The sequence below is a fragment of the Capnocytophaga cynodegmi DSM 19736 genome (assembly GCF_000379185.1).
Taxonomy (GTDB): domain Bacteria; phylum Bacteroidota; class Bacteroidia; order Flavobacteriales; family Flavobacteriaceae; genus Capnocytophaga; species Capnocytophaga cynodegmi.
This window is the reverse complement of the sequence record NZ_KB900706.1, coordinates 14,982-34,316: the sequence shown is the minus strand read 5'-3', so window position 1 is coordinate 34,316 and position 19,335 is coordinate 14,982. Positions and strand designations below refer to the sequence as shown.

General features: G+C 34.8%; 16 protein-coding genes and 1 tRNA gene. 8 read left to right on the top strand and 9 right to left on the bottom strand.

The window, feature by feature from the left end; translation table 11 throughout:
* The first annotated feature begins 115 nt into the window (after positions 1-115).
* Positions 116-1,282 carry a hypothetical protein gene (locus tag YW9_RS0102935; protein ID WP_018278688.1) on the top strand — a complete coding sequence of 389 codons (1,167 nt, stop codon included), beginning with the start codon at positions 116-118 and terminating at the stop codon, positions 1,280-1,282.
* Between the two features lie 186 nt (positions 1,283-1,468).
* Complete coding sequence (locus YW9_RS0102930) at positions 1,469-1,936, top strand: DUF302 domain-containing protein (protein ID WP_018278687.1); 468 nt, start codon at positions 1,469-1,471, stop codon at positions 1,934-1,936.
* Positions 1,937-2,086: 150 nt separating this feature from the next.
* Here the strand turns inward: YW9_RS0102930 and YW9_RS0102925 are convergent, their stop codons facing one another.
* The 7 genes from YW9_RS0102925 to YW9_RS0102895 all read right to left on the bottom strand — a co-directional run bounded on the left by YW9_RS0102925 (position 2,087) and on the right by YW9_RS0102895 (position 9,282).
* Positions 2,087-3,580 carry a YfcC family protein gene (locus YW9_RS0102925; RefSeq protein WP_018278686.1) on the bottom strand — a complete coding sequence of 498 codons (1,494 nt, stop codon included), beginning with the start codon at positions 3,578-3,580 and terminating at the stop codon, positions 2,087-2,089.
* A 156-nt stretch (positions 3,581-3,736) separates the two neighbouring features.
* Entirely contained in the window at positions 3,737-4,663 is a 927-nt protein-coding gene (locus tag YW9_RS0102920; RefSeq protein WP_018278685.1) for a phospholipase A, read from the bottom strand.
* Between the two features lie 319 nt (positions 4,664-4,982).
* The gene (locus tag YW9_RS0102915; protein WP_155848711.1) at positions 4,983-5,690 is read right to left on the bottom strand and encodes a hypothetical protein; all 708 of its coding nucleotides are present in this window, start codon (positions 5,688-5,690) and stop codon (positions 4,983-4,985) included.
* Positions 5,691-5,743: 53 nt separating this feature from the next.
* A complete protein-coding gene (locus YW9_RS0102910; protein WP_026193769.1) occupies positions 5,744-7,432 on the bottom strand; it encodes a glutamine--tRNA ligase/YqeY domain fusion protein in 1,689 nt (562 codons plus the stop codon).
* 84 nt (positions 7,433-7,516) lie between these two features.
* On the bottom strand, positions 7,517-8,089 hold the full coding sequence (locus YW9_RS0102905) for a hypothetical protein (RefSeq protein ID WP_018278682.1): 573 nt from the start codon (positions 8,087-8,089) through the stop codon (positions 7,517-7,519).
* Between the two features lie 10 nt (positions 8,090-8,099).
* On the bottom strand, positions 8,100-8,651 hold the full coding sequence (locus YW9_RS0102900; protein WP_018278681.1) for a hypothetical protein: 552 nt from the start codon (positions 8,649-8,651) through the stop codon (positions 8,100-8,102).
* A gap of 13 nt (positions 8,652-8,664) precedes the next feature.
* Positions 8,665-9,282: a hypothetical protein gene (locus tag YW9_RS0102895; protein WP_018278680.1), complete on the bottom strand. Its 618-nt coding sequence runs from the start codon at positions 9,280-9,282 to the stop codon at positions 8,665-8,667.
* 120 nt (positions 9,283-9,402) lie between these two features.
* On the opposite strand from YW9_RS0102895, the gene YW9_RS0102890 reads away from it, so the two are divergent.
* The 5 genes from YW9_RS0102890 to YW9_RS0102870 all read left to right on the top strand — a co-directional run bounded on the left by YW9_RS0102890 (position 9,403) and on the right by YW9_RS0102870 (position 14,292).
* On the top strand, positions 9,403-9,720 hold the full coding sequence (locus YW9_RS0102890; RefSeq protein ID WP_018278679.1) for a heavy metal-binding domain-containing protein: 318 nt from the start codon (positions 9,403-9,405) through the stop codon (positions 9,718-9,720).
* A gap of 1 nt (position 9,721) precedes the next feature.
* Entirely contained in the window at positions 9,722-11,692 is a 1,971-nt protein-coding gene (gene dnaG, locus YW9_RS0102885) for a DNA primase (RefSeq protein ID WP_018278678.1), read from the top strand.
* Positions 11,693-11,789: 97 nt separating this feature from the next.
* Complete coding sequence (locus YW9_RS0102880) at positions 11,790-12,230, top strand: hypothetical protein (RefSeq protein WP_018278677.1); 441 nt, start codon at positions 11,790-11,792, stop codon at positions 12,228-12,230.
* Between the two features lie 118 nt (positions 12,231-12,348).
* The gene (gene miaB / locus YW9_RS0102875; protein ID WP_026193768.1) at positions 12,349-13,794 is read left to right on the top strand and encodes a tRNA (N6-isopentenyl adenosine(37)-C2)-methylthiotransferase MiaB; all 1,446 of its coding nucleotides are present in this window, start codon (positions 12,349-12,351) and stop codon (positions 13,792-13,794) included.
* A gap of 21 nt (positions 13,795-13,815) precedes the next feature.
* Entirely contained in the window at positions 13,816-14,292 is a 477-nt protein-coding gene (locus YW9_RS0102870; RefSeq protein WP_026193767.1) for an S-ribosylhomocysteine lyase, read from the top strand.
* A 108-nt stretch (positions 14,293-14,400) separates the two neighbouring features.
* Here YW9_RS0102870 and YW9_RS0102865 read toward each other — a convergent pair.
* Both YW9_RS0102865 and YW9_RS12985 read right to left on the bottom strand, forming a co-directional pair.
* A tRNA-Gln gene (locus YW9_RS0102865) sits at positions 14,401-14,471 on the bottom strand.
* A gap of 99 nt (positions 14,472-14,570) precedes the next feature.
* Positions 14,571-15,722: an energy transducer TonB gene (locus YW9_RS12985; RefSeq protein WP_018278674.1), complete on the bottom strand. Its 1,152-nt coding sequence runs from the start codon at positions 15,720-15,722 to the stop codon at positions 14,571-14,573.
* 296 nt (positions 15,723-16,018) lie between these two features.
* Between YW9_RS12985 and YW9_RS0102855 the strand changes: the two genes are divergently transcribed.
* Positions 16,019-19,303 (top strand): glycosyltransferase family 117 protein, encoded by a 3,285-nt coding sequence (locus YW9_RS0102855; RefSeq protein WP_018278673.1) that lies wholly within the window; start codon positions 16,019-16,021, stop codon positions 19,301-19,303.
* Positions 19,304-19,335: the final 32 nt, after the last annotated feature.

The following is a 19,335-nucleotide window of genomic DNA, read 5'->3' as shown; positions in this document are numbered from 1 at the left end:
TTTCCTAATTGATTTCTCATAAAAATTTGTTAATATTTAGTTTTCCGTTAATATTTTCTTTCTTTTCTAAAAAAACAAATGTACTTTTGTCAGCGTTTTAAAAAAATATTGAATAATGAGAAAGAGATTTTTATGCGGAATTTTGGTTAGTGGTTTATTTGTAGCTTCTTGTGAAAAGGAAAATAACAATCCTGAAATAAAACAGCAACAACAGACAGAAAATCCTACCTTAAACCCAAAAGCCGAAAGAAAAATAAAGGAAATACAAACTGCTTCTACGAAATATTTTTATGATGATGAGATTGAATCAGAAGTTTCTGTAACAGAAAATTACAAAACATACTTCACCTACACAAACAATCAGATAACAAATGTGGCAATCACTAAGGGTAATGAGCAGTTCTATTCTTCTCAAATAAGCTATGAGGGCAAAAACATTCTTGCAAAAATAACGGAAGGAGAGGAAGAAAGAGAGGTTACCTTTTCATTGAACGACCAAGCTAATATCATCAAGAAAGAATATGAACAACAAGATTCGTTAATCGTTTCCGAATTTGGATATAATAATGAGCAACAACTAACAAGTAATGGCAACCACAAATATCATTGGGACAACGAAAATATGATAAGAATGACCAATGGCAAAGAAATTACCAAATACGATTACTACGAAACAGATAATAAAAATCAATTTTCACCAAGTTTTTTCCTAAATGACAATTGGGCTCTGGGATATTTCAATTATTTCAAAGACTCATATCCCTTAAACTGGGGAAAACCAACTAAGAATTTGATAAAATCAATTGTAAAAGAAGAAAATAATGCTGTAAAATACAGCAAATCGGAACGTGATTTTGAATATGTTTATAACGATGGGTATATTTCGGAAATAAAAGAAAAAAGATTTTTACACTACTATTCAAAACAAGTAAAAGAAACCAATTATGCCGATAGTGATGTAGAAAAAATCAATGAAATATGGAATGAAGTTCAGGAAACTATCGAACAGATTGATAATAGAATAGAAAAAGAACGAACGTATCAAGTCCTTTCAAATTCGAGTTTAGGAAATGTACATCAATTTGTTTTAGTTATCCGTAAACACGAAAGAGCAAACATAAACGGAACTGATTATGTGCCGTATGACGAAATAGAAAAATACGATTTCACATATACACTCAATGGGGAAGAAAAAACATTCACAAACCTGACGAAAATTCACACTGCAAGTACTGCCAATATCCAAAAGGCTGAAACTACATATAAAATCACATATGAATAGCATAAATGCGACCTAATTTGGGGTCGCATTTTTATTTCTTCACTCTCTATTTTTAGGAATATCATCATTCCCAATAATTTACACCGAAACAATCATAAAAGGTTATCACTAATAAATTACTTTTAAAGTTATTGATTATTTAATTTTGTTTACTTTTGCGGTATTCACTTTTACTTTGTTTCAACTATGAAAAAAATCTATTTTATTTTTCTATTATTATTTTCCTTCCTGAATCTGCACGGACAAAATAACCAAAAGGAAGTTCAGTCAGTGGTAAGTAAATATGATTTTGACACAACGTTAAATCGTTTGCTACAATCTTTAAAAGAAAAACAACTGACTATTTTTGCAAATTTTGACCATCAGCAAAATGCAACAAAATCTGAAATGAAAATGCCTAAAAGCAATGTAATTGTATTCGGAAATCCAAAAGTGGGAACATTATTAATGCTTGATAATCCTAATATAGCTTTAGAATTACCACTAAAAATTGCTGTTGTTGAGGACAATCAGCAAAAAACATCATTGGTCTTTACGAATGTAAAACTTTTAGCAGACAAATATCCCTTAAAAAACACAGCCATTTTGGAAAAGATGCAAAAACTAATGGAGAACATTGTAAAAGAGGCTTCAGGAAATAAAAATTACCAATAAAACAAACAATTTTTCAAATAAAAAACTCCCAAAATATACTTTGGGAATTTTTTTTGACTTATTTCCTATCAAAACAAGAAAATTATCTTTGATTTTTACAGAGAGAAATAATTTCAGAATTCTGAAATCATCTCTCTTTCTATTGCTTATCTACAAATAATATTCCACCAATAAAACACCAATGGCTAAAACCACCAAAATAAGCATCAAAGGCGACACAAACCGCAACCATTGTTTATAGTTGAGGTTTACCATTGCAAGTGAAGGCAAAATTAGTCCCGTTGGGGTAATAAAACTCATCAATCCCATTCCAAATAGATAAGCATTTACCACGCTTTGCCCCTCTACTCCCACCACTGATGCTAATCCACCCATAATAGGCATCGTTACTACTGCCATTCCTGATGAAGAAGCAATAAACAAGGTAAGTATTACGAAAATAAACATCAACACGGGCAAAAACAACGCAGGAGACATTCCGCTTACTAAGTTCGACGAGTAATAAAGAATCGTATCTGAGATTTGTCCGTCATTAAGAATGAAAGTAACTCCTCGGGCAATCCCAATGATAAAAGCCACACCCAGTAAATCTTTCGCACCTGTCAAAAAATGAGCGATCGATTGTTCTTCGCCCGTACGTTGCAAAATAGCAATGATTACAGAAGCAACTAAAAATAAAGCCGTCATCTCCTCAAACCACCAACCCCATTGGGAAACACCGAGAATCATCACCAGAAAAGACAACCCAAAAACAACAAGCAAAAGTTTACTTGATAACTTAAGTCGCTCCACAGGAACTGCTTTTTCATTATGTAACGATTCAGGAAGTGATGCACCATACGCGACCGATGCTTGTGGGTTGCGTTTTACCTTTTCTGCATAGCGAATAATGTATACCAAGCTAATTACAGTTGAAAGTACAAGCATTACAAGACGTGTTACCAGCCCTGTTGTCCAATCAACTCCTACTGCATCAGAGGCGATAATAACCGAAAACGGATTTACTGTCGAAGCCATCGTCCCTACACACGAACCCAGATAAATCACAGCCAGAGGGACCATCAAATCGTATCCTGCCGCCAAAAACACAGGAATAAGCATCGGATAAAAGGCGAGTGTTTCTTCTGCCAAACCGAAAAAAGTCCCCCCTAAAGCGATGAGCGTAAACACTAAAATAATGAGAATTCCTTCTCTGCCTTTCAGCCTGTAAGCCAGATAACCAACCCCTTCATTCAGCGTCCCCGAGCTATTAAAAATTCCGATAAAGCCACCCAAAACCAATACGAACAAAATAATATCAATCGTATCGTAAATTCCCTTAATCGGGGCATAAAGGATTTCTAAAAAACCTTGCGGTTTGGCTTCATCTTGCTTGTACGTATTTGGAATAGAAACTGGTTTTTTAATTTTTCCTTCTTTGAACTTTTCAATACTGATGGAAATATTCTTTTCGGTCAGGGTTTGCTGTGTGGCTGGTAAGGTTTGCGTTTCTCCCTTCGAGTTTATAACAAATACATTCTGTACACTATCGTAAGAAAGCGTATCGTACTTACCCGAAGGCAACAAAAAAGTCAATCCTGCCGCAATAACAATAACAATCATCAACACCGTATAGGGCGTCGGAAATTTTAAAAATCGTTTCATACTACCAATCGTTTTGGGGCGACAAAAATACGCATTTTTTTAATGTATCATTAAATCTTTTTTTGAATTCTTTTAGAGAAAAACGCTCTCATTACAATTTCACTTTTTGGGGATTTAGTCTAAAAATTCCTACATTCAAAAAACTCAATACTTCTGTTAAAATTCAAACAATGACACTCCCACTCCAATGGTTGTTTGTTTGTGATTGTATTCGATAAGTGAATCTCCATATCCGTGGGAAAGTTGGGCAAAAAGCCTTAATCCTGAATTGAAACGATGTGTATAGGTCAATTCTGCAAATCCTCTGTTTTTGTTGAAATTAAGATTATTACGAAACATCAAATGAAAAATATTACGCGACGTGCTGTAATAAAGGTTAAACTCAGAACGCCCGATGTAATTTTCTATTTCGGGATTATCATCTTCATCATTTTTCTCAGAAAATCTCCTCCAGAAATTAGCTAAAAAAATGAATTCATCCCACTCAAAAGCCGTCATTAATATCACCCTGTTCCAACTGCGAGAATATAATTGCTCTTTTCCATTAGATTGGTGATTGACAGAAAGTCCAAGCATTCGCCATTTAAAATCCCCAGCAGAGAGATTCAAAGGCATAATATACATTATTTCAGGCTCGTAATTAATTTCACGAAAAGGGCGAGAAAGTTCCGCATTAAACACTTGCCAGTAAGCCTGTTGTGTAAATCCAACCCACAAATCACCTTTGCCCCAAAGGACGTCTTGCCAGACTTTCGTTTTTATACTAACTTGAAACTTTGCTTCCACACTTTGATAGTCTCTATATGGCGGATTTCCTCTATTTGAGTTAAAATTTGTTGGCTGCCTGTTAAATTTATCTGTCCACCGAAACGGAATCACATACATCGGCTTATAGGAAGTCGGTCGAAACATTCCTTTTTGGTCGTCATCACTAATTTCAAACATTTGTGAGAGTGTACGTCCTAATCGTCCGTGTTTCAACTCTTTATTTAACTCCTTAGGCTGAGGAAGTTCTGTTTCCTGAGCATAACTAACCAAAATAGAACCAACAATTAAAAACGACGTAAAAAGTAATTTTCTCATTTTTTAAATTCTGTATTTTCTTAAACATTAAAAACAAAAAATATATCTAATTCCTTTTTGCAGAAATAGATATTAAGCGGGCAAATATAGTTTCATTTTTGATTTTTGGCAATTTATCAAGCCTTTCAACTAACTTTTTTAATAAAAATGAAAAAATCACTCTCTTTTAAAAATAAACAACGACCAAAATCAGTTGATTTTGGTCGTTGTTTTCTTTCTTTTTATTTTTTTGAAGGAAATACGATTAAGAATAAGATAAAATCTTGTTTTCTCTATGGACATTAGCACATAAAATCTGTTATAAAATCTCCTGAAAGAATTAATACTGATACATCATAACTCTTCCAAAATCTTTGTCTTCTATCTCTGTTAAGGTAACTCCCCCAACACTGATTCCCACACCCCCTGCAGTAGCCATCATTCCTCCTTCCCGTGCAACGAAATAATATTTTGGAGTTCCATTAAGCTTTACTACATTCCTGCTTTTGTTGGTGAAAATTTCCACCTCTTTATCACAATCGGAAAATTCCTTTTTAATAGGTTTCTGTTTGTGAGACACTTTTTCATATTTATCTCCATCAATTTCAATATTTATGGTGAAGGTTGAACCTAAAGGATTCCCGAAGCTCGGACGAATAATGTGTATAGCACAATTTTCATTGAATTGAGAACGAATTTCTCCCAGATTTTCGTTGTAATACAATTCTCCTTCCACATAAAAAACATGTCCTTTCTTTCCGAAGCCAATTTCAGATATTTCAAACAAATTCCCTCCATTTTCATTGGCAAAGTCAGTCATTTTTTTCCTAAGATTTTTCCATTCTATGTTAAAATCCTCTTTTAAGATAAAATGTCCTATTTTTCGAGAATGATGTTGTATGTTCTCATTCTGGGCAATCATAGCTACTTCTTCTATTTGCCCCATTTGAGTTGTATTTTTTCTTCCATCCTTTAGCTTCATAGTACTGCACGAAGCCAAAATGAGGCACCCTATAAAACAGACAAATACGTAAATTTTATGTTTCATTTTTAAATATTTTTATAAAATACAAGGGCAAGTTTTTGCCCTTACCTAAATCATTATTTCTCTTCTACCTTCGCCCAAGTATCTTTCAGTCCAACGGTTTTATTGAAAACTAATTTTTCAGCAGTTGAATCAGGGTCAAGACTGAAATAACCCAATCGTTGGAATTGAAAACCTTCGCCTACTTTAGCATCTTTCAAACTCGGTTCCACATAAGCGGTTGTAACTTTAAGTGAATCGGGATTTACGTACTCCAAAAAGTCCTTTTCTTGACGGTCAGGTTCGGCAACGGTGAATAATCGATCGTAAATACGTGCCTCCGCCTCCAATGCGTGAGGAACTGATACCCAATGCAATGTACCTTTCACTTTGCGTTTACTCGCCTCCGTACCGCTTCCACTACGGCTATCGGGGTCATATGTACAATGAATTTCGGTAATATTTCCGTTTTCATCTTTTACAACACTTTCTGCCTTAATGATATACGCATTTTTTAAGCGAACTTCCCCACCTAATTTCAATCGGAAAAATTTGTTGTTGGCTTCTTCTCTAAAATCTTCCCTTTCGATATAAATTTCTCTCGAAAAAGGCACTTTTCGGAAGGTTAATACCTCTTCTTCGGGATTATTTTCAGCATCTAACCATTCTTCTTTTCCTTCAGGATAATTGGTAATCACCACTTTAACAGGATCAAGCACTGCCATTACGCGATTTGCCTTTCTGTTCAAATCCTCGCGAATGCAAAACTCTAATAATGAAACATCTATCAAATTTTCGCGTTTGGCAATTCCGATGGTGTCAGCAAATTTTCGGATAGACTCGGGCGTGTAACCTCTTCTGCGTAAGCCTGATATGGTGGGCATACGCGGGTCGTCCCAACCTGAAACGTGTTTTTCGTTGACCAATTGCAACAATTTTCGTTTGCTCACAACGGTATGCGATAGGTTCCGACGAGCAAACTCACGCTGTTTGGGGCGGACTTTATCTTTGTCAATAATTTGGTCTAAAAACCAGTCGTACAATTCGCGATGTGGCAAAAACTCAAGCGTACAAATGGAGTGCGAAATTTGCTCCAAATAATCGCTTTCGCCGTGAGCCCAGTCGTACATCGGATAGATACACCACTGATTTCCAGTGCGATGATGACTTGAATGCATAATTCGGTAGATGATTGGGTCACGCATCAACATATTAGGCGAAGCCATATCGATTTTGGCACGAAGCACGTATTTTCCGTTTTCAAATTCGCCGTTCTTCATTCGTTCGAAAAGTTGCAAATTTTCCTCAACGGAAGTATTTCGATACGGACTTTCAGTACCCGCTTGGGTAGGCGTTCCTTTTTGTTTGGCGATTTCCTCGGAAGTTTGCCCATCTACATAGGCTTTTCCTTGTTTGATGAGCTGCACCGCCCAATCGTACAGTTCTTGGAAGTAATCGGAAGCATAACACTCTCTGTCCCACTCAAATCCGAGCCATTCCACATCGCGTTTGATAGCATCAACGTATTCTTGTTCTTCTTTGGACGGGTTGGTATCATCAAACCGCAGATTTACAGGCGATTGATAACGCAACCCCAATCCGAAGTTCAAACATATTGAACTAGCGTGACCAATGTGCAAATAGCCATTAGGCTCTGGTGGGAAACGAAAACGCAACTTGCTGGAAGAAAATCCATTTGCTAAATCTTCTTCAATAATATTTTCAATAAAATTATTTGATTTTTGTTCTTTTAATTCCTCTAACATAAAATTTGAATTTGAAGCCACAAAGTTAACCATTTTTTGAAAATTAAATGTAAACTCAGTACAAGGTTTTTTCTTTTTAAAATGTTATCTTGCTGAATAACTGAGAGAACGAATCCGCTCACGAGCCACTCTTTCTATTTTTGAAACATTTTCTGCGGAAATAATTTCGATTTTATCGGGGACAAAAATTGGCTGTTTGCTTCCTTGAAAATTGCCTGTTTTGAGTGTAAAAACGATATCTCCGCTATCAACATCGGTTTTAATCTCATCGGTAAAAAGCTCCCAAACGTAGGTTTTTATGGTTCCTTTTTTGTAATGAATAAGCCTTGTAGGGGTGCCTACAAAATAACCACCATTACTGAAAATAAACCGAATTATAGGTAAAAAATATAATAGAGCATTAAATGTAAAAAACAAAGCAAGTGCTAATTTGTAAATATCCATTTGGAAAATTAAATTCAATTCGAATTCTTTATTGTTTGTCAATTCTAAAACGGACTCTTTTTCTACATATAATATCAAATAAACAAATGCAAAGAAAACCATTACCCTAATAAAATTATCAATAGCGGAAGATAAGGTCCCTTCTCGTTTGGCAAAACAAGAAAATATTATACGTTCTTCATTGATGACAACTCTCAATGCTTTTGGTAACATTTTTTACTATTTAGAAAATATATTTATCGGTATCTCTATGTTCATTTATTCTTTTGCGTGCGATTCTTTCTATTTGCAAAACATCATCTACATAGGGCAAATTTACAATATCACAAATCATATACCTCCTATCGTCAACTTTTTCCTTGTGGTTAGTATGAAGATAAAACGTGACATAATGTTTTTTAGGATTCATTTCGATGTTTCCCGTAAAATCTTGCCAATTATAGATTTTTGAAATCCCTTTTTGATAATGTATAAGTCGTGTGGGTGTCCCTACAAAATAGCCACCATCTCTAAAAAAGCTATTTAATCCAACCGAAAAATAAATATATATCGTTAATAGACAAAAAATTAAGCTCCAAATCAAAAGTTTTTTATGAGCTTTATCACTTACCAAAAAATCGTTTAAAAGCCCTAAGAAAAATAAAACCCCAAAAACACCATAGATTATAAAGAAAACCGCAACTGTTCGGAACATTCTTTTCTTGGCAAATACAAGAAAATCTATTGACTCTCCTGCAATAACTCCTTCCAATCCTTTTGATATATTTGGTTTCATTTTCTATTTCAATTTATAAATTTCCGCAAAAATTGATGTAATGGGCATATTTTAATCGTTCAAGAATCCAGCCAATCAAATCACTCACAAACTTTGTAACATTTTCGTTATCAAACACATTTTGTTCTAATTTTTCAAGAATCTTTAAACAAATTTCCCTGTCAAAAACATTATCAGAAGTCGCACTGAATTCTTCTTCCATTTCATCAAAAAGCGGATTCATTCTCGGGTAAAAAGATTGAAACTCACTTTTAATATGTTCAAAATCAGATTCTGGAATAAAAGCAGAAATCCCTTTCTTTCCTGAAAAAGAATTAAATTTTTCGTCTAATCCGTAAATAACACAACCTATTTTACCTTTATCTTGACCAACAGAAGTGGCAAAAACAACTGGTTTTTTCAGAATTTCAGCAATCGCTTTTTCAGCATTATAATTACATTTTTCATAAAATTCACGAGCCAAAACAGGATTACGTTCAGTTTCTTCACCAATATGCGTAATATTTTCTTGATGAAATTGCTCCACAGCTAAAGAAACTATTCCATTGGTATTTTTAAGCAGTCTCAAAGCCTGAGCAATTGAAACAGATATTTGTTGCTGAAGAATTTTAATCTCTTGATTGTAATTCATAGTATTTCACGCTACTCTCACAAATTTCCATTGGATGCGAAAGTACAAAATATTTCGAATTTTGGAATAAATTTTCTACCTTTGTGCTATATTGAAAGTAGCTTTTAAAAAAATTACAAAATGATTCTATCAACAACTCCAACATTGGAAGGACATCCTATCAAGGAATACAAAGGCATCGTAACAGGAGAAACCATCATCGGAGCTAATGCTATTAAAGATTTTATGGCTGGACTTACCGATTTTTTTGGCGGACGCTCTTCCACCTACGAAAAAGTACTTATTGAAGCCAAAAACACAGCCCTTGCCGAATTACAGCAACGTGCTTTGGCAATAGGTGCTAACGCTGTGGTTGGCATCGATTTAGATTACGAAACTGTTGGTAGCAGTGGCGGAATGCTTATGGTAACTGCCAGTGGAACAGCAGTAGTCATCTAAAATGATTTCAAAAAACACCATAGACAAAGTCTACGACCAAATGCGGGTCGAGGAAGTAATTGGCGACTTCGTTCAGCTGAAAAAGGCAGGTTCTAATTATAAAGGACTTAGCCCGTTTTCTAATGAACGAACACCTAGTTTTATGGTGTCGCCCGTCAAGCAAATCTGGAAAGATTTCTCTTCTGGAAAGGGAGGAAATGCCATCGCTTTTCTGATGGAACACGAGCATTTTACCTATCCAGAAGCGATTCGCTATCTGGCAAAAAAGTATCATATTGAAATTGAAGAAACTGAGGTTTCCTCCGAAGAAAAAGAAAAAGCTGACGAACGCGAAAGCCTTTACATCGTGTCGGAATTTGCTCAAAAATATTTTGAAGAAACACTTCTGAACACCGATGAGGGAAAAGCCATTGGACTCACTTACTTCAAGGAACGAGGTTTTACACTTGAAACCATCAAAAAATTCCATTTGGGTTATTCTCCTAATGAATGGACAGCCTTCACCGATACCGCTCTAAATAAAGGTTATCAATTAGAATTTCTGGAAAAGACAGGACTTACCATTGTTAAAGAAAATAAGAAATTCGACCGATTCAAAGGGCGGGTAATGTTCCCCATTCATTCAATGAGCGGACGTGTGTTGGGATTCGGAGGTCGTATTCTTACCCAAGATAAAAAAGCTGCCAAATATCTCAACTCACCCGAAAGTGAAATCTATCACAAAAGTAAAATTCTATACGGAATTTTTCACGCCAAACAAGCCATTGCCAAAGCAGACAACTGCTATCTGGTAGAAGGATACACTGATGTAATTCAGCTACACCAAAAGGGAATTGAAAATGTTGTGGCTTCGAGCGGAACGGCACTCACTCCTGAACAAATTCGGCTAATAAATCGGCTAACTGCCAATATAACAATTCTTTATGATGGAGATGCGGCAGGACTCCGAGCTTCTATTCGTGGGGTGGATTTAATTTTGGAACAGGGAATGAACGTGAAAATTTGTACTTTTCCCGAAGGAGAAGACCCTGATAGTTTTGCCCGAAAAACAGCCTATGAGGATTTAGTACTTTACTTGGAAGAAAACGCCACCGATTTTATCCAATTTAAGGCTTCTCTTTTAGTACAAGAATCTAAAAATGACCCAATTAAAAGAGCAGAAACCATTCGTGATATGGTAGAAAGCATCTCAAAAATTCCTGATTCTATCAAGCGAGAAGTGTACATACGTGAGTGTGCCGTCATTATGGATATTTCGGAAGAAGTGCTTTTCTCCACACTTTCTCAAATGCTTAAAAAAGATTTCTATGAAGGACAAAAAGTAGAACGCAAAAAGCGTCTACCCCTTGAAATAACGAGAGGTAAGAACGAACAGGCAAAAATAGCTGTAAACCGACTGGAAATTTTGGAACACGACCTTATTAAGCATCTTCTTTTGTATGGAAACAGAACGTGTATATTTACGGATTCCGTACTTCAAATTGATGAAGAAGGCAAATTGGAAGAAAAAAAAATACAGCAAGAACTGAAAGTTTATGAAAAAATCTATCTTGAACTTCAAGAAGATGAAATCCAGTTTGCAAATCCTGACTTCAAGAGTATTTACGAACTTGCTATAGAGCAATTCCGCCAAAAAGAAGAAACATATGAGTTAGCAACATTCATTAATCAGTTACCTATGAAACTCAGCCAAAAAGTATCGCAAATCATTATGGAAGATGAAAATCTCCAACTACACGACTGGCTCCGAAAAGATATTGTACCAAAAAACAAGGATGCAAACATTGATTTAGCAGTTTCTGACATTATTTTAAACATACGCAAGTTATTGGTAAGCAATTTAATAGAAAGTACTACAGCAAAAATCAACAACTCCGATGAGAGCGAAAAACGAGAAATATTAGAAGAAATTGTTAGCTATATACAATTACAGAAAATATTAGGCAAACGACTGAATCGCGTTATAAACTAATCAATTCCCAACAAAAAAGCACAGCAATAGTTTCTTTATTTCAAAAAAATTATATCTTTGTATTTCGTTAGTGGTTTAATTTTAATATTTTAACAAAATGAAAAAAGTAGTATTAAGTTTAGCATCTGTTGCTATTATGACATTCGTTTCGTGCGATAACTTCAATCAGACGAAACAAAAAGCGACAGAGGCAATGGAACAAGTAAAAGAAGACGCTGGGAATGCTATGAACCAGATGAAAGAAGAAGCTGGAGAAGCTCTTGAGAACGCTCAAGAAAAAGTTAAAGATATGATTTCTAAGATTGAAGTACCTAAATTCAGCAACAATGAAGCTCAAAAAGTGGCTGATGATTACAAGAAATTCTTAGAAGAAAAAGCAGAAGCTCTAAAATCAGGAAGTGCTGAAAAAGCAGAAGAATTTAAAGCTAAAGCTGCTGAGTGGAAAACTAAAATGGAAGAAGTTGGAGCTAAATTGACTCTTGAAGACGCTACAAAATGGTCGGAATGGAAACAAAAAATTTCTGAATTTGAATTTTAATTTTGAGATAACAACTTAAATGAAAGGTCACCAAAAAGGTGACCTTTTTTATTTTGAAAACGAGAAACTCATAATTATGAATTATTTACTATCTTTGCCCCTCAAGAAAATCAACACTATGGAAAAAGTTATTGACGAATCAAAGCAAGGACAAAGTCTTGTTTTGAAAGAAAATACGAACAATCACAAAAAATTATATATAGAAAGTTACGGCTGTCAGATGAATTTTTCAGATAGCGAAATTGTAGCTTCCATTCTCTCCGAACAGGGATATAATACCACACAAACGCTCGAAGAAGCCGATTTAGTTTTAGTAAATACGTGTTCCATTCGCGAGAAAGCGGAACAAACCATTCGTAAGCGATTGGAGCAATTCAATGCCATCAAAAGAAATCGTCCTGCAATGAAAGTAGGAGTATTGGGCTGTATGGCTGAACGCCTAAAACACGCTTTTCTGGAAGAAGAAAAAATCGTAGATATGGTAGTAGGACCTGATGCTTACAAAGATTTACCCAATCTTTTGCAAGAAGTAGAAGGCGGACGCGAAGCTGTGAACGTAATTCTTTCCAAAGATGAAACCTATGCTGATATTTCTCCTATTCGCCTCAACAGCAATGGAGTAACTGCCTTTGTTTCCATTACACGCGGTTGCGACAATATGTGTACGTTTTGTATCGTTCCCTTTACACGCGGACGCGAACGTAGCCGTGATCCTTTTTCTATCTTAAATGAAATTAAGGATTTAGAAGAAAGAGGCTTCAAGGAAATTACTCTTTTGGGTCAGAATGTGGACAGCTATCTTTGGTATGGTGGCGGACTAAAAAAAGATTTCGATAAAGCCAGTGAAATGCAAAAAGCCACTGCCGTAAATTTCGCAAAACTACTTGATATGGTGGCAATTGCCCACCCAAAGATGCGTATCCGTTTTTCCACATCTAATCCACAAGATATGACTCTTGATGTGATTGACACAATGGCAAAACATCACAATATTTGCAAATATATTCACTTGCCTGTACAAAGCGGAAGCAATCGTATCTTAAAGGCAATGAACCGATTACATACAAGAGAAGAGTATTTTACATTGATTGATAATATCCGAAAACGCATTCCTGAATGTGCCATTTCACAAGATATGATTGCTGGATTTCCCACAGAAACCGAAGCCGACCACCAAGATACACTTTCACTAATGGAATACGTAAAATACGACTTCGGATTTATGTTTGCCTATTCGGAACGACCAGGAACACTTGCTGCACGTAAAATAGAAGATGATGTTCCTGAAGAAGTTAAGAAACGTCGTCTTTCTGAAATTATTGATTTACAGCAAAAACACAGCTTACTTCGCACACAAGAAAAAGTCGGGCAGATTTGTGAGGTACTTATCGAAGGAAACTCTAAAAAATCAGACACCCAATGGATGGGACGAAACACGCAAAACACCGTAGTAGTTTTCCCGAAAGAACATTACAAAGTAGGTGATTTTGTGAATGTTAAAATAGAAAGTTGTACCTCAACCACCCTTATCGGAAAAGCTATCGGGTATAGCGATATGAACTAATCTTTTGAAAATCATATTTATATGGAGAAAATAGCCAGTTTTTGCATTGACCATCTGAAAATGGAGCGAGGAATTTATGTTTCTCGTAAAGATTATGTTGGAAATGAAGTGCTTACTTCATTCGATATCCGTATGAAATTGCCTTATCGTGAACCTGTTTTAGGAGCTGCCGAAATTCACACGATTGAACATTTAGCAGCCACTTGGCTTCGGAATAGCTCGTGGAAAGACAAAATCATCTATTGGGGACCAATGGGTTGCCAAACAGGAAATTATTTGATTTTGGCTGGGGATTATTCCTCAAAGGATATTGTTCCGTTGATTACAGATTTATTCAAATATATGGCTGATTTTGAAGGTGAAATACCTGGTGCGTCAGCTTTAGAATGCGGAAATTTTTATAATAACAATTTGCCAATGGCAAAATATGAAGCCAAAAAGTATTTGGAAGAAGTGCTTTACCACTTAAAGGAAGAAAATTTGGTTTATCCTAATTAACAACAAGTAATTAATTGAATATTCATACAACTCCTAATTATGATAGGAGTTCCTTTTTTTTACATTTCTAAAAATAAAAAACCTCTTGATTCTTTCAAGAGGTTTTTGTTGGCTCACAAGGACTCGAACCTTGAATAACAGAACCAAAATCTGCTGTGTTACCATTACACCATGAGCCAATCATCATTTTTGCGGTGCAAAGATACATACTTTTTTTTAAGTTCCAAATATTTTTCAGAAAATTTTTAGCACATTCTTGACCACAAAAACAAAAATCATTAATAATCAATGACTTTAGTTAATTTAAAAGTTATCGGATAAGTAAAAACTAAATACGTGGGCTTCTGTTTTTCCATTGCTGGGGCTTTTATTGGGAGATTTTTAATGATTCGTATCGCCTCATTTCTTAAAATATGAGTCTCATCTCCCAAAGCGGCCAATATTTCGATACTTTTATCTTCTCTTATCTTGAAAACAACATAAACAGTTCTTTGGATATTATATTTTACTGCCAATTCTGGATATTTAAATGCATTTTTTGCATATCTATCCAAACATTTTTGAAAGTTCTCCAAATTATCAGCTGACGTTTTACAAAATTGGATTTGTGGAAAAATTTCTGGAAACTTAAGCTTATGCACTTCATTTTCATTGAAAACAACAGAAACAAGAGTTATGGAACCTACTGATTTTCCGTTCTTCATCGCTGGAATGAACTTCGGAAATTCTCTTGATTTTTTGACAACTTCCCTCATTAAAGTTTCGTCTTCTCCATCAATATCCTCTATCATAGAATTTCCATCAGAATCAATTTTTAACAACATATAAATCAATTTCCTTTGGTCATCTCTTAATGTTATTTTTTCAGACATAAAACTTTGAATACACTTGTTCAAATATCTATTTGTATCATCTATATTTTCGCAATTTTCCCACCTTGCTTGTACATCTGGATTAGTAAAATACACTTCATCTTTGAGTGTTTCCAATCTCTTAAAAGTAAGAGGTATTGAATATACAAAATCAATGGATTTTCCAGATTTTTGAGCAGGAATAAATAAAGGCATCTGTTTTAAAAGTCTCTCTCCCTCTTCAATCAAAGCATTGTGATTAGAGTGAATTACTACCTTTTCAGCTTTCCCTCCAGTATTAACTTTAAATACAAGATAAGCCCTTCCATCAAGATTTTCAGTATTTTGCACATTTTCACTGAGATAATTAATGAGACATTTTTTGAATCCCTCAATAGTTCCGTCTGCATCTTGGCAATCTCTCATTTTGGGATATTGGTCTGGTTCTACTTTCTCAGTAACAGAAGAGTTATTAGGCTGAATAGAATCTTTCTGCATAAAAAGATGATTATCAGTAATTCTGAATGCATAAGCTGAAAAAGACATCATCACAACAATAATTAAGAAATATTTTCTCATACACATTTAAAATTTGTGTTAATAAAAGCAAATATAACTATTTTATAATAAAATAAATAGTTATATTAGGAAAATTCCAAAATTAAAAATAAACATTCTTCAAAATTGAAACGGAGAATGAAAAATGTTTATCACATAATAATATTTTTTTCTGGTAGAAGGATTCATCTCTTCCTTTTTCAATATTATTTCGCTTGAAATGTGAGATTTATTATTTTATTTTCATATATTCGCAGACTTAATCAATTTCTTTTAAAAATTGAAGATTTACATCTATTTTTTCAAATCAAAACGATATGTTAACAAATAAAGATTTTAAAAAATATGACCTTATTGTAGGTTGGGTTACTTTTTTCATAGCTTTGATAACTTACGGATTAACTGTAGAACCAACCGTAAGTTTCTGGGATTGTGGCGAATATATATCCACAGCAGCAAAGTTGGAAGTGGGACATCCTCCGGGAGCACCATTTTTTCAGATGATGGGGGCTTTTTTCGCCTTTTTTGCTCCTGAAGCTGAAAAAGTAGCTTTATTTGTGAATTATATGTCTGTATTTTCAAGTGCATTCACCATTCTATTTTTATATTTCATAATTACAAATCTTACCAAAAAAATTGCTTTTAAAAATATTTCAGAAACAAACGAATTACCTATACCTCAAGTAATTGCTGTTTTAGGAAGTGGTTTCGTGGGAGCCTTAACCTATACTTTTTCTGATAGTTTTTGGTTCAATGCTGTTGAAGCTGAAGTTTACGCAATGGCGATGCTTTTTATGGCTGCTATGTTTTGGCTTGGAATAAAATGGACTGACAATCTGCACACTGAACGAGGAGATAAATGGCTGATTTTAACATCATTAGTAGTAGGATTATCTTTCGGAGTGCATTTTATGGCTTTGCTTACAATTCCTGCTATCGGAATGTTGTACTTTTTCAATAGTAATTATGAGAAAAATTTTAAAAATTTCGTAATTGCAAATGTGGTTTCTATTGCAATTTTATTACTGATTTTCAAATTGATACTCCCTTACACATTAGCTTATTTTGGAAATTTAGAAGTCTTTTTTGTAAATTCATTAGGATTACCTTTCAACTCAGGGACAATTGCAGCGGGACTTTCAATTGTCATTGCCTTTTTCTTTGTACTTCGCTATTCTGCTAAAAAACAAAAAGTTTATTTACAAACAATTACACTTTGCATAATGTTCGTTTTCATAGGGTTTTCATCGTGGCTGATGATTCCCATTCGTGCCAATGCCGATGTGGTTATCAACGAAAATAGCCCTACCGATGCACGTTTGTTGTTGGCTTATTATAAATTAGAACAATATCCTGAAACTCACTTGTTTTACGGACCAATGTTTTCAGATAAATATGCAGGGCAAGATGAAGAAAATCCGTATAAGGATGATAAGCCAAAGTACGAAAGAGATTACGAAAATAATAAATATATCATTGTAAATGACTATGAAAACGCAAGAGTATCGCCCAATTCCAAACATACAGGTTTACTTCCACGTATGTGGAATCCGCAGTACGCTGCAAACTATATGATGCTAACGGATCTACTTGACTTTTCAATTAAACCAGAACATTTTTCAAACAAGGAACTTCATCAAGCAGTTAATGAGTTTAAAAAACAAGTAAAATTAGGAAGAGTTACTCCTAATGAATATGATTTATTCCTGAGCAGATTTAGCAGTTATTTGAATGTTGAGAAGCCAAGTTTCCTCAAAAATATGGAATATATGTTCACCTACCAAATGAGCTATATGTACTTCCGTTATTTTATGTGGAATTTCGTTGGAAGACAAGATGATATACAAGGAAAAATATACAATGGTCACGGAAGCTGGCTTAGTGGCATCAATTTTATTGATTCGATACGATTGGGTTCACAAAAAAATCTCCCTTCGGACGTTCTGAACAATAAAGCACGAAATACGTATTTCTTTTTACCACTAATTTTAGGTATTTTAGGTTTAGTATTTATGGCTTTAAAAAGTGAGCAAAAAACGTGGGTGGTGTTTGTTTTATTTATGTTCACAGGTTTGGCTTTGAAAGTATATTTGAACGAAAAACCATTCGAGCCACGAGAGCGTGATTATGCGTTGGTTGGATCATTTTTTGCTTTTACAATATGGATTGGCTTGGGCGTATATGCTCTTTTCGAACTTCTCAAGAAAGTGACAAGCCAGAAATTATCCGCTCCAATTGCTGTAATCGTTTCCCTTTTGTGTGTCCCCACCTTGATGGCCTATCAAAATTGGGACGACCACGACCGCTCTGGAAAATACTCTGCTCAGGCAATTGCACATTGTTATTTAGATTCTGTTTCCGAAGACACGGGAGCTATGATTTTCACCATTGGAGACAATGATACATTCTTACTTTGGTATGCTCAAGAAATTGAAGGCTACCGAACTGATGTGCGAACCATCAACACAAGTTTGCTCCAAACCGATTGGTATATTGACCAAATGAAACGAAAAGCCTACGAGAGCGACCCAATTCCGTCACAACTAAAACATAGTCAGTATGCCTACGGAGTTCGTGAAGCAGTATATTTTATTGAGAGAACGAAAAACACGTGGAATGTAAAAGACCTAATGAATTGGATTGCCAGTGACGACCCAAATACTAAAAATGTACTTGAAAATGGAAAAACAATTCATTACTATCCAACCAATAAAATTCGTATTCCAGTCAACAAAGAAAACGTTCTGAAAAGTGGCATAGTAAAACCTGAAGATGCTCACCTAATCGTTGATTACATCGATATAAAATTACCAAACGCCATTGATAAAACCCGCTTGATGATGCTTGATATAATCGCTAATAACGATTGGAAACGCCCTATTTACTTCACTGGAGGAAGTTATGAAAATGAAGAATATATTTGGATGAAAGACTATCTGCAATTGGACGGATTGGTATACAAATTAGTCCCTATCAAGACTCCAGTTAATAAAAATTCTTCCGAAATGGGACGTATTGATAGCGATTTGATGTATGATATTGTGACCAAATGGAAATGGGGTAATATGGGAGATTCGAATATCTATCACGATGTTGAAACTCGCAGAAGTTCGATGTCTTTCCGTATGAATTTAGCCCGTTTGGTTGAGAAATTGATTGAAGAGAAGAAAACTGACAAAGCTAAAAACATTATCAATTTGGCAATGGAGAATATGCCAATGGAATATTATGGGTATTACACATTCCTTTCGCCTTTCATTCAAGGATATTATCAAGTAGGTGAAACTGAAAAAGGACGTGAGCTAGCACAAAAAGTAATGAAAAAATATGAGGAAGAATTGAATTATTATACACAACTTCCTGCGAATGAAATTTATCAGGAGTATGAAAATGTGGATGCCACCATACGCTATTATATGTCGTTACTTGTTGATATAGAAGATTTTGACAAAAAATTATACGACGAGAAATATCAATTACTCAAAAAACTAATTTCTCCTTTTCTGAATGAAGATGATTTGGAAGAATATGAAGTTATTGAAAACGATTCTTTAGTAAGTCCTAAAGCTACGAAAGATTCTTTAGATTCAATAACAAATTAAAAAACATCGGATAGTTAAGGTTTAACTATCCG